Below are 11,833 nucleotides of genomic sequence, written 5' to 3'. Positions count from 1 at the left end.
TTTTTTTTTTTGGGGGGGGGGGGGGGGGGGGGGGGGGGGGGGGGGGCGCGGGGGGGGGGGGGGGGCGGGCCCGCCCCCCCCCACCACCGGGGATCCGCAGAGGACGACCAGAACAGCCAGCAGACGCACCCGTATATTCGGCATGTCCACCACAGTCCGGCGCGGCCGGGACAGCGTCAATACACCTGACTCAGGAGTAAGTTGACTGTCGGCCGGCTCACTTCGCTCAGTCGCCCACCCTGCGCGTCACATTCAGCAGGTACTCCTTCCGGTTCAGCGGGTTGTGGTCGGTCCGCGGCCGCTCGGGGACCGCGCCCCGGGTGACCGGCGCGTAGTGGTCGAAGGCCGTCTCCAGCTCTCCCTCGCCCCGGGTGAGGCCGGGCAGCCGCTGCTCCAGCTCGTGTACCCGGGCGGCCGGCACCGTGCCCTCCAGCACGACGGCCGGGCCGGGTGCGGCGGTGGTCTCCGGTACGGCACCGAGCCGGGCGAGCACCGGGAGCAGCGCGCCGAGTGTGTCGGCCGGGGCTTCCAGCCGGAAGCGGTGCAGGGGTTCGTGCACCAGGGTGCCGGCCCGGCGCAGCGCCTCGGTCAGGACCAGCGGGGTCAGGCCCCGGAAGTCGTAGCCGGTGCTCGACATGCTCTTGTCGAAGCGCTGGTGGGCGTGGCTCTGCCGGGGCGAGTAGCCGGAGTGGGTCATGGTGACCGTGCAGTCGGGGATCTGCCAGCCGTGCAGTCCCTGGCCGAGCGTCTCGCGGACGGTGTCCTCGACGGCCTTGAAGAAGGCGTACGGCATCGAGCCCAGCTCCACCTCCAGCCGGAACCGCACGCCGGAGCCGGGCGGTGCGGGCTCGACGCGCAGGCCGACGGTGGCCAGGAACGGGTTGGCGCCCTTCTTGTTGAACTCCACGGCGTGCCCGGTGCCGGCCGGCCGTTCGATGCACAGGGTCGTCGTCTCGCGGAAGGTGACGTCCAGGCCGTACTCCTCGGCGAGGGTCGCCTGGATGACCTCCTTCTGCACCTCGCCGTACAGGGACACGGAGGTCTCCCCGCGCAGGTCGTCGTGCCGGACCGCGATGAGCGGATCCTGCTCGGCGAGCTGGGTGAGGGCGAGGTGCAGGGAGCGCCGGTCCGTGCCGGGGCCGGGGACGACGACGGTCTCCAGGGTGGGCGGCGCGAAGTGGTGCACGTACGCCGGCCTCGGCAGGCCCAGCGCGTCACCGATCCGGATGCCGCCGAGCCCCCACACCTTGACGATCCGTCCGGCACCGGCACGGTCCCGGCGCACGTCGGTGCCGCCCTCGAACACACTGAGCCCGGTGACACGGCCGGCGGCCCGCCGCCGGGCACCCCGGCCCGCCGCCGACCCGTCGGCACCCCCGCCCTCCGGGCGGCCCTTCCCCCGGCCGCCGACGCCCCGCTCAACCGCGCGTACACGACCGTCAGAAGCCCGGCTCCCCAGCAGGCCGTCGCAGGCACGGCTCCCCGCCGGCCCATCGACCCCCTCGCCCTGCGAGCACCCTTCCCCGTAGCCGCCGGCGACCCGCACAGCCGCCCGTCCACGACCGCCGGAATCCCGTCCCTCCAGCGGGCCGTCGCAGGCGTGACCCTCCAGCGAGCCGTCGACGACACGGCCTTCCACCGGGTCCTCGGAGATAGGGCCGAGCACCGGGCCGCCGGAGGCAAGACCACCCACCGGGCCGCCGGAGCCATGGACACTTACCGGGCCGGCAGAGGCACCGCCCTCCACCGGGCCGCCGAAGGCATGGCCACCCACCGGGCCGCCGGGGGCGCCGCCCTTCACCGGGCCGTCGGCGTCCCGGGTCTCGGCAGCGCCGGCCTCGCGGCCACGAGTCGCCTGGTCCGCAGCCCGGGCGGCGGAGTCCCGCCCCTCCGCCCGGCCTTCGGCAACCCGACCGCCCACGCGGCCGACGGCCGCCAGGCCCTGCGCCCGGCCATCCGTGGCGAGCCCCGGCTCAGAATCGCTGGTGGCCCGGCCCGCCGTACGGCCATCGCCGGTGGCCCCGCCCACCCCACGGCCGGCGCCACTCCGGGCACCGCCGGCAGCCCCGCCCACCCCACGGCCGTCGCCACTCCCGGCGCCGCCGGTGGCCCCGGCCGGCCTGCGGCCGTCGGCGTCACGGCCGTGGGCAGCGGTGGCCGGCCCCTCCTCTGTGCCCTCTCCGAACGGGATGCGGTCGCGGACGTGCAAGGTGCCCGAGAAGATGCGGGCGTAGGCCACCTTCTCCCCCGCCGGGCCGCGTTCGACCTTGAAGACCGTGGCCGACAGAGGGCCGGCCGGGTCGCCGTCGGCGGTGGGCAGCAGGTGTTCGATGCCGGCGATCAGCTCCGGTACGCCGGCGCCGGTGATGGCGGAGCCGAAGTACACCGGATGGACCAGTGCACGCCGGGTCTGCGCGGCCAGGGCGGCGTGCAGGCGGGCCGCGGGTACGTCGCCGTCCAGGTATGCGGCGAGCAGGTCGTCGTCGTGGTCGGCGAGCGCCTCCGGCGCGGCCGGGCCGAGGCCGGGTACGAAGCGGGCGGCGCGGGTGCCGAGACCGGCGGCCCGGCCCATCGGGACCAGCGGTACGGCCAGCCGCTGGGCCATCTGGCGGAGCACCGCCTCCTCGCGGGCACCCCGCCGGTCGATCTTGTTGACGAAGATCAGGGTGGGGATGCCCAGCCGGCGCAGGGTGCGCATCAGCACCCGCGTCCGCGCCTGGACGCCCTCGACGGCCGAGACGACCAGGACGGCGCCGTCGAGCACGCCGAGCACCCGCTCGACCTCGGCGATGAAGTCCGGGTGACCGGGGGTGTCGAGGAGGTTGACGGTGACGCCGTCGAGCGGGAACGACACGACGGCGGACTTGATGGTGATACCGCGCTGCCGCTCCAGCGCGAGCGTGTCCGTGGTGGTGCTGCCGGCGTCGACGCTGCCGACCTCGTCGATCACTCCGGCGGTGTGCAGCAGCCGTTCGGTCAGGCTGGTCTTACCGGCGTCGACATGGGCGAGGATTCCGAGATTGAGCAGATGCACTGAGCGTGATGTCCTTCGGCACGGGGTGGGTTCCTTCCTGGGTGGACATGCACGCAGCGCGCATCGCTGGTCCTCTCTGTGTGACGACGTATGCCGCGCAGTGCAGCAGACACCGGCACCCGGCAGCAATGGATTAACGCTCAACAAACACTCCGGGGCAGCACTCGCCGCGCCCGGAGCGCGGTCGTAGGGTGACGTACATCACGCCAGGTGGCTGAAAACCCTCTTCCGCACGGTCTGGAGGGCCCATGACCCGCATCTCGGTGAACGTCGACGGCACCACCTACGAGGACGACGTGGAGCCCCGTCTCCTCCTGGCCCACTACCTCCGCGACCGCCTCGGCCTGACCGGCACCCCGATCGGCTGCGACACCTCCAACTGCGGAGCGTGCACGGTCGACCTGGACGGGGCGAGCGTGAAGAGCTGCTCGGTGCTCGCCGTCCAGGCGGACGGGTGCGAGGTGACGACGATCCAGGGGCTCGCGCAGGACGGTGAGTGGACACCGCTGCAGCGCGCGTTCCACGAGAAGCACGGTCTCCAGTGCGGCTACTGCACCCCCGGCATGATCATGGCGGCGCGCGATCTGCTCCGTGAGAACCCGCACCCCGGCCCGGAGGAGATCCGCAAGGGCCTGGAGGGGAACCTGTGCCGCTGCACCGGCTACCAGAACATCGTCCGCGCGGTGCTCGCCGCGGCCGGACAGCAGGACGCCTCCGGGCACCAGGCCACCGAGGAGGTCACGGCATGACCGGCCAGGCCGTCGAACGCGAGGTCGGCCGCGCCCGGCTGCGCAAGGAGGACGCCCGGCTGATCACCGGCCAGACCAACTGGACCGACAACATCCAGGTCTCAGGGCTCCTCCATCTGGCGATCCTGCGCAGCCCGATGGCCCACGCCCGCCTCACCCGCGTCGACGTCTCCCCCGCCCTCGGACGGCCCGGCGTCGTCGCGGCGTTCAGCGGCGCCGACCTCGCCGAGGGGCTGGGCTCACTGCCGTGCGCCTGGCCGGTGACCGAGGACATCGTGCTGCCCGGCCACCCGCCCGTCGCCGTCGACGAGGTCCGCCACGCCGGCGACCCGGTGGCGGTCGTGGTGGCCCGCGACCGGTACGCCGCCGCCGACGCGCTGGAGGCGGTCGAGGTCGACTACGACCCGCTGCCCCCGGTCCTCGACCTGGAGGCCGCGCTCGCCGAGGACGCCCCGCTGGTCCACTCCGACAAGGGCACCAACCGCTGCTACACCTGGCCGCTCGCCACCGGCGAGAGCTTCGACGCGGTGCGCGAACGCGCCGAGGTGACCCTGAAGCGCCGCTACCACCAGCAGCGGCTGATCCCCAACGCGATGGAGCCACGGGCGGTGGTCGTCACCCCGCTCGCCGCCTCCGGCGAGTACACGGTCTACTCGGCGACCCAGATCCCGCACATCCTGCGGATCATGCTCGCGACGGTCACCGGGATCCCGGAGCACAAGCTGCGGGTGATCGCGCCGGACGTGGGCGGCGGCTTCGGCTCGAAGCTCCAGGTGTACGGCGAGGAGGCCCTCGCCCTCGCGGTCGCCCGCAGGCTGGGCCGGCCGGTGAAGTGGACCGAGTCCCGCTCCGAGGCCGCGCTCGCCACCCACCACGGCCGCGGCGTGATCCAGGACATCGAGATCGCCGCCACCCGCGAGGGAAGACTGCTCGGCCTGAAGGTGGACCTCACCGCCGACATGGGCGCCTACCTGATGCTGGTCACCCCGGGCATCCCGATCCTCGGCGCCTTCATGTACCCGGCGATCTACAAGATGGACGCCTACGAGTTCACCTGCACCGGCGTGTTCACCACCCGCACCCCCACCGACGCCTACCGCGGCGCCGGGCGTCCCGAGGCGACCTTCGCCATCGAGCGGATCATGGACGAGCTGGCGGCCGAACTGAGCCTGGATCCCGTGGAGTTGAGACGCCGGAACTGGATCCGGCACGAGGAGTTCCCCTACACCACGATCGCCGGACTGACCTACGACAGCGGCAACTACGAGGCGGCCACCGAGAAGGCCCTCGCCCTGTTCGGCTACGACGGCCTGCGTGCCGAGCAGCGGGAGCGCAACCAGCGCGGCGACCCCGTACGGCTCGGCATCGGCGTGTCGACGTACACCGAGATGTGCGGTCTCGCGCCGAGCCGGGTGCTGCGCGACCTCAGGTACGGGGCCGGCGGCTGGGAGGCGGCGAGCATCCGCATGCTGCCCACCGGCAAGGTCGAGGTCGTCACCGGCACCAGTCCGCACGGGCAGGGCCACGAGACCTGCTGGAGCCAGATCGCGGCCGACGTGCTGGGCGTGCCCTTCGAGGACGTCGAGGTGGTGCACGGGGACACCAGGGCGGTCCCGCAGGGCATGGACACCTACGGCTCCCGGTCGCTGGCCGTCGGCGGCGAGGCCGTGCACCGGGCCGCGCGGACGGTCGTCGACAAGGCCCGGAAGGTCGCCGCCCACCTGCTGGAGGCGAGCGAGCAGGACCTGGAGTTCAGCGGCGGCGTGTTCTCCGTCAAGGGATCGCCGGAAGCCCGTAGGACCATCCAGGAGATCGCCTTCGAGGCGTTCACCAACCACGACCTGCCCGACGGCGTCGAGCCCACCATCAACGCCGAGCACGTGGTGGACCCGGAGAACTTCTCCTACCCGCACGGCACCCACCTGTGCGCGGTCGAGGTCGACACGGAGACCGGGAAGACCAGGATCCGGTCGTACGTCTGCGTCGACGACGTGGGCCACGTCGTCAACCCGATGATCGTCGAGGGGCAGGTGCACGGCGGCCTCGCGCAGGGCATCGCGCAGGCACTGTACGAGGAGGCCGTGTACGACGACGACGGCAACCTCGTCTCCGGCACCCTGGCCGACTATCTCGTGCCGTCGGCGGCCGACCTGCCGGAGTTCACGACCGACCGGACGGAGACACCGGCGACGTCGAACGCCCTGGGCGTCAAGGGAGTCGGTGAGGCGGGGACGATCGCGTCGACGCCCGCCGTGGTCAACGCCGTCGTGGACGCGCTCAGGCCGCTCGGCGTGCGGGACGTACGGATGCCGTGCTCGCCGCACCGGGTGTGGCAGGCCGTTCAGGAGGCCCGGACCGGCGGGGCCGCCCCGGCCGACGCGACCGGCGGCACGGGCCAGGCCCGGTCCGGGCAGTCCGGGCAGGCCGCGCAGTCCGGCGAACTCGGCCAGTACGGCCGGCCGGGTGAGGAGGGTTCGGCATGATTCCCCCCGCGTTCGAGTACACCCGTCCCACGAGCGTGGACGAGGCGGTCCGCGCGCTCGCCGACGCGGGCGAGGAGGCGAAGGTGCTGGCCGGCGGGCAGAGCCTGCTGCCGCTGCTGCGGCTGCGGCTGGCCTTCCCGGAGCTCGTCGTGGACGTCGGCCGGATCCCGGAGCTGCGCGGGGTCCGCGAGGACGGTGACACCCTCGTCGTCGGCGCGCTGACCACGCACCACGATGTGGTCCACGACCCGCTGGTGCGCGAGCACGCCGGGCTGCTCGCCGAGGCGACGGCCACGGTCGCCGACCCGGCCGTACGGCACCGCGGCACCCTGGGCGGTTCGCTGGCGCACGCCGATCCGGCCGGGGACCTGCCCGCCGTGGCCCTGGCCCTGGAGGCCGAGCTGGTCGTGACCGGTCCTGGCGGCCGGCGCACGGTCCCGGCCCGGGAGTTCTTCGTCGACTACCTCCAGTCCGCGCTCGCCCCCGACGAACTGCTGACGGAGGTCCGGATCCCCAAGACGGACGGCTGGGACTTCCACTACGAGAAGTTCCACCCGGTCGCCCAGTCCTGGGCCATCGTCGGCGTCGCCGCACTGGTACGGCGCCACGACGGGCGCGTCACCGAGGCCCGCATCGGACTGACCAACATGGGCCCGACCCCGCTGCGGGCCACCGCGGCCGAACAGGCGCTGTCCGGCGCCGGCGGCCCCGAGGCCGTGGCGCGGGCCGCCGAGGCGGCGGCCGAGGGCACCCGGCCCGCGCAGGACCTGTCCGCCTCGCCCGAGTACCGGCAGCACCTGGCGCGGGTGCTGACCAGGCGGGCGGTGCTGGCCGCCACCGGAATGGGGTGAGCGCCGATCATCCGGACCGACGACCCGGAGCAGGTGCGGGCCCGCCTGGAGGAGACGGGGTACCTCGTCGACGAAGGGCTCGCCGTCACCTGCTACCTGGCCCTGAGGCTGCACCGGCCGCTGTTCTGCGAGGGCGACGCGGGTGTGGGCAAGACCGCGCTCGCCGCCGCCCTGGCCCAGGCGCTGGGCGCGCCGCTGATCCGGCTGCAGTGCCACGAGGGCATCGACGCCTCGCAGGCCCTGTACGACTGGGACTTCCCGCGTCAGCTGCTGCATCTGAGAGCCGCCGAGGCGGCCGGGGTGACGGACGCGGAGCGCCTGGAGAGCGAGCTGTACGACCGCCGTTTCCTGATCGCCCGGCCGCTGCTCCAGGCCCTCCAGACCCGGCCGTCGGTGCTGCTGGTCGACGAGATCGACCGGGCCGACGACGAGTTCGAGGCGTTTCTGCTGGAGCTGCTGTCCGAGTACTCGGTCACGATCCCGGAGCTGGGCACGCTGCGCGCCGAGGACCCGCCGGTCGTCGTCCTGACCTCCAACCGGACCCGGGAGGTGCACGACGCGCTGAAGCGGCGCTGCCTGTACCACTGGTTCGACCATCCCTCCTTCGCCCGCGAACTGGCCATCGTGCGGCGCCGGTTGCCCGGGGTGTCGGCGCGGCTGGCCGAGCAGGTCACGGCGCTGGTGCAGGCGCTGCGGGGCGCGGACCTGCTCAAACCGCCCGGCGTGGCCGAGACCCTGGACTGGGCCGAGGCCCTGGACGCGCTGGGGGCGAGCGAGGTGGACGCGGAGCTGGCGGTGGCGACGCTGGGCTCGGTGCTGAAGTACCGCGAGGACACGGACCGGGCACGGGGCCTCGATCTCGCGGCGGTCCTCGCGGCCCGGGGCGGGTGACGGCGATGGCCACGACCGGGAGCGGCGCGCACCTTCCGCCGGGAGCGGACGCCGTACCGCCCGGCGACGGCTCACGGCCGCACCGGGATCCGCGGGGGACCCACGGCGAACGGCTCGCGCCGAACACGGAACGGCTCGGCAGCACCCCCGGCCCGCGCGGGACGGACCCCGGGCCACTGGGAGCGGACGCCGAGCGGCCCGGAGCGGACCGCGAACGCCTCGGGGCGGATGCCGTGTTGCTCGGGTTCGTGCGGGCGCTGCGGGCCGCGGGTGTCGACGCGAGCAGTGAGCGTCTGTACGCGTTCCTGCGTGCCGTCAGCGCGCTGCGGCCGTGGGTGCGCGCGGACGTGTACTGGGCGGGGCGGGCGACGCTGTGCGGCGGGCACGATGATCTGGAGCGGTACGAGCGGGTGTTCGCGGCCTACTTCGGACCCTCCGGCGAACCGGCCCCGCACCCGGTGCGTGCCGCTGCCCCGCCCCGGCTCCGGCTCGTCGCCCGGCCGGCGCCGCCCGGCCCGCCCGCGCCGGGCGAGGGGGAACCGCCGGGACCGCCGGTCGCCGCGCTCGCCAGCTCGGCCGAGGTGCTGCGGCACCGCGACGTGAGCGAGCTGGACGCCGCCGAGCGTGCCCAACTGCGCCGACTGCTGGCCGCGTTCACGCTGCACGGGCAGACCCGGCGCTCGGCGCGGCGCAGGCCCGCCCGGCGCGGCGAGGTCGATCCGCGCCGTACCGTACGGGAGTTGCTGCGGCGGGGCGGGGAACCGGCCCGGCTGCGGCGGCACCGGCGGGTGGCGCGGCCCCGCCGGGTGGTGCTGCTCGTCGACGTGAGCGGCTCGATGGCGCCGTACGCCGACGCGCTGCTGCGGTTCGCGCACGCGGCGGTGCGCGCGGGCCGCACCGAGGTGTTCACCGTCGGCACCCGGCTGACCCGGGTGACCCGGGAACTCTCGCACCGCGACCCCGACCTGGCGATGTCGGCCGTCGCGGCGGCCGTGCCCGACTGGCGCGGCGGCACCCGGCTCGGCGAGCTGGTGCGCGAGTTCCTGAACCGCTGGGGGCAGCGCGGGATGGCGCGCGGGGCGATCGTCGTGCTGCTCTCGGACGGCTGGGAGCGCGGCGATCCGGAGCTGCTCGGGCAGCAGATGCGCCGCCTGCACGCCCTGGCCCACCAGGTGGTCTGGGCGAACCCGCGCAAGGCGCGCCCCGGTTATGCGCCGCTGGCGGCCGGGATGGCGGCGGCCCTGCCGAGCGTGGACGCGTTCGTCGAGGGACACAGTCTGGCGGCGCTGGAGCGGCTGGCGGCGGTGGTGCGCGGTGCCCGGGCCGGGGCGGACCCGGTGGTCCCGGTGAGAGGAGCGGATGGTGCGTGAGATCCTGCCGGCGCTGGCGCGCTGGCACGCGGCCGGTGTTCCGTTCGGGCTGGCCACGGTCGTCGCGGTCAGCCGCAGCGCGCCGCGCGGCCCCGGTGCCGCCATGGCGGTGGGCCCGGACGACGAGGTCGTGGGAAGCGTGTCCGGGGGCTGCGTGGAGGGCGCGGTGTTCGAGCTCGCCCAGGAGGTGGTGGCGAGCGGCGAGGCCCGACTGGAGACGTTCGGCTACAGCGACGAGGACGCGTTCGCGGTCGGGCTCACCTGCGGCGGTGAGATCACCCTGCTGGTACGGCCGGTGACCGCGCGGTCGGATCCGGAGTTCGGCGCGGTCGCCGCGTCGGTCGCCGAGGGCGAGCCGGTGACGGTGGCCACGGTGGTGGACGGACCCGCGCCGCGCGGCGCCACGCTCGCCGTCTGGCCGGACCGGGCGGCGGGCACCCTGGGCGCGAGCGGCCTCGACGTCGCGGTGACCGCCGACGCACGCGGTGAACTCGCGCTCGGCGCCTCCCTCCTGCGGCACTACGGTCCGCACGGCGAGCGCCGCGAGGACGCCGTGACCGTGTTCCTCCAGTCGTTCGCGCCACCGCCGCGCATGCTGGTCTTCGGGGCGATCGACTACGCCGCCGCCGTGGCCCGGATCGGCGACTTCCTCGGCTACCGGGTGACCGTGTGCGACGCGCGCCCGGTCTTCGCCACGCCCAAGCGCTTCCCGGCGGGCGCCGAGGTCGTGGTCGACTGGCCGCACCGCTATCTCGCCGGCACACCGACCGACGACCGCACGGTGATCTGTGTCCTCACCCACGACCCGAAGTTCGATGTGCCGCTGCTGGAGGAGGCGCTGCGCCGCCCGGCCGCCTACATCGGGGCGATGGGCAGCAGGCACACCCACGAGGAGCGCCGCGAACGGCTCCTGGAGGCCGGCCTGACCGAGGCCGAGCTGTCCCGGCTGCGCTCGCCGCTCGGGCTCGACCTCGGGGCCCGTACGCCCGAGGAGGTCGCCGTCTCCGTCGCCGCCGAGATCGTCGCCCTGCGCTGGGGCGGCAGCGGCGCGCCGCTGACGACGACCGCCGGGGCCATCCACCCGACCCCCGTCTGACGCGTCCGCAAGGAGCAGGTCATGGAACTGCACCACGAGTTCACCGTCCCCGTCCCGGTCGACGACGCCTGGCACGCGCTCCTCGACATCGAACGGGTCGCACCCTGCCTGCCGGGCGCGGTGGTGGAGGAGTACGACGGCGAGACCGTGACCGGCTCGGTGAAGGTCAGGGTCGGCCCGGTCACGGTCGCCTACCGGGGCACGGCGGTCTTCGAGGAGCAGGACGCGGCGGCGCACCGGATGGTGCTGGTGGCGAGCGGCCGGGAAACCCGGGGCCAGGGCACGGCCCGCGCGAGGATCACGGGCACGCTCACCGAACGCGACGGCGCCACCGCGGTGTCGGTCCGGACCGACCTGACGGTGACCGGGCGGCCGGCACAGTTCGGGCGGGGGGTGCTGGCGGAGGTGGGCGACCGCCTGGTGGGCCGGTTCGCGACCTGCCTGGCGGACCGGCTGGCCGAGCGGGCGCCGGCGCCGGCCGCCGCCGAGGAGCAAGCGCGGCAGGGGGAGGAGACGGAGCCGGAGCCGCTGGACCTGCTGCGCACGGCGGGGCTGCCGGTGGCCAAACGGGCGGCGGGCCTGGTGGCCGCGGTCACCGCACTGGCTTGGGTGGCGGTGCGGCTGTGGCGGCGGTGTGGGCACACGACTCGGCACCGGTGACGGCACCCCAGGGGCGCGGGGCGGTATGGGTATACGGCTCCGCCGCGAGCGCCAGTGCGTAGCCGTCGACCACCCTCCCCCAGAGGGGGTACCCCCAGCAGCCCGCGGACGTCCGTGCCGAGCCCGGAGCCTGTGGCGGGCAGGGCGACGTTGACGATCGTGACGTCGAGCAGCACCTGACACCCCACGGCCCGCTACCGCGGCAGCCGGTGCAGGGTCACGTCGGTGAGCGCGCCGTCGGCGACGGTCGCCGTGAGGTAGGTGCAGTGGGGCTGGCGGCGCCGGTCGGTGGGTGAGCCGGGATTGAGCAGGCGCAGGCCGGTCGGGGCGGTGGTGTCCCAGGGGATGTGGCTGTGGCCGAAGACCAGGACGTCGAGGTCGGGGAAGCGGGCGGCGCAGCGGGCCTCGCGGCCCTGGGCGGGGCCGGTCTCGTGCACGACGCCGAAGCGCAGCCCGTCCAGTTCGGCGTACGCCACCTCGGGGAGCCGGGCGCGCAGCTCGGGGCCGTCGTTGTTGCCGTAGACCCCGACGAGCCGGCGGCTGCGGCTCTCCAGCAGGTCGAGGGTGGCGGTGTCCACCCAGTCCCCGGCGTGGAACACGACGTCCGCGTGCGGGAGTTCGGCCAGCAGCGGCTCGGGGAGCCGCTTGGCGCGCTTGGGCAGGTGCGTGTCGGACATCAGCAGGAGGCGCACCCGGCCA

Annotated in this window: 9 protein-coding genes; 7 read left to right on the top strand and 2 right to left on the bottom strand. The window is 74.6% G+C overall.

What is annotated here, in order from left to right; translation table 11 throughout:
- Nucleotides 1-226: 226 nt before the first annotated feature.
- Nucleotides 227-3,034 carry a GTP-binding protein gene (locus tag ABT171_RS08290; protein ID WP_351241089.1) on the bottom strand — a complete coding sequence of 936 codons (2,808 nt, stop codon included), beginning with the start codon at nt 3,032-3,034 and terminating at the stop codon, nt 227-229.
- A 248-nt stretch (nt 3,035-3,282) separates the two neighbouring features.
- On the opposite strand from ABT171_RS08290, the gene ABT171_RS08285 reads away from it, so the two are divergent.
- The 7 genes from ABT171_RS08285 to ABT171_RS08255 are packed head-to-tail and all read left to right on the top strand — an operon-like array spanning nt 3,283 to nt 11,134.
- Complete coding sequence (locus tag ABT171_RS08285) at nt 3,283-3,783, top strand: (2Fe-2S)-binding protein (protein WP_351241087.1); 501 nt, start codon at nt 3,283-3,285, stop codon at nt 3,781-3,783.
- Nucleotides 3,780-6,266 carry a xanthine dehydrogenase family protein molybdopterin-binding subunit gene (locus ABT171_RS08280; RefSeq protein ID WP_351241085.1) on the top strand — a complete coding sequence of 829 codons (2,487 nt, stop codon included), beginning with the start codon at nt 3,780-3,782 and terminating at the stop codon, nt 6,264-6,266. The genes ABT171_RS08285 and ABT171_RS08280 overlap by 4 nt, the downstream gene beginning before the upstream one ends.
- On the top strand, nt 6,263-7,117 hold the full coding sequence (locus ABT171_RS08275) for an FAD binding domain-containing protein (RefSeq protein ID WP_351241083.1): 855 nt from the start codon (nt 6,263-6,265) through the stop codon (nt 7,115-7,117). Before ABT171_RS08280 ends, ABT171_RS08275 begins: the two co-directional genes overlap by 4 nt.
- A gap of 33 nt (nt 7,118-7,150) precedes the next feature.
- Entirely contained in the window at nt 7,151-8,008 is an 858-nt protein-coding gene (locus tag ABT171_RS08270; protein ID WP_503074411.1) for an AAA family ATPase, read from the top strand.
- 5 nt (nt 8,009-8,013) lie between these two features.
- Nucleotides 8,014-9,378 (top strand): vWA domain-containing protein, encoded by a 1,365-nt coding sequence (locus tag ABT171_RS08265; protein WP_351241081.1) that lies wholly within the window; start codon nt 8,014-8,016, stop codon nt 9,376-9,378.
- Nucleotides 9,371-10,474, top strand: coding sequence for an XdhC family protein (locus ABT171_RS08260; protein WP_351241079.1), 1,104 nt, complete (start codon nt 9,371-9,373; stop codon nt 10,472-10,474). The genes ABT171_RS08265 and ABT171_RS08260 overlap by 8 nt, the downstream gene beginning before the upstream one ends.
- Before the next feature lie 21 nt (nt 10,475-10,495).
- Entirely contained in the window at nt 10,496-11,134 is a 639-nt protein-coding gene (locus ABT171_RS08255; RefSeq protein WP_351241077.1) for an SRPBCC family protein, read from the top strand.
- 194 nt (nt 11,135-11,328) lie between these two features.
- Here the strand turns inward: ABT171_RS08255 and ABT171_RS08250 are convergent, their stop codons facing one another.
- Entirely contained in the window at nt 11,329-11,826 is a 498-nt protein-coding gene (locus tag ABT171_RS08250; RefSeq protein ID WP_351241075.1) for a metallophosphoesterase family protein, read from the bottom strand.
- Nucleotides 11,827-11,833: the final 7 nt, after the last annotated feature.

It is taken from the genome of Streptomyces sp. NPDC001851 (assembly GCF_040297165.1).
GTDB lineage: Bacteria > Actinomycetota > Actinomycetes > Streptomycetales > Streptomycetaceae > Streptomyces.
This window is presented reverse-complemented; position numbering and strand designations above follow the sequence as displayed.

Coding starts and splice junctions, on each gene's coding strand:
- ABT171_RS08285 (WP_351241087.1), top strand. CDS start 3,283: ATGACCCGCATCTCGGTGAACGTCGACGGCACCACCTACGAGGACGAC.
- ABT171_RS08280 (WP_351241085.1), top strand. CDS start 3,780: ATGACCGGCCAGGCCGTCGAACGCGAGGTCGGCCGCGCCCGGCTGCGC.
- ABT171_RS08275 (WP_351241083.1), top strand. CDS start 6,263: ATGATTCCCCCCGCGTTCGAGTACACCCGTCCCACGAGCGTGGACGAG.
- ABT171_RS08265 (WP_351241081.1), top strand. CDS start 8,014: ATGGCCACGACCGGGAGCGGCGCGCACCTTCCGCCGGGAGCGGACGCC.
- ABT171_RS08255 (WP_351241077.1), top strand. CDS start 10,496: ATGGAACTGCACCACGAGTTCACCGTCCCCGTCCCGGTCGACGACGCC.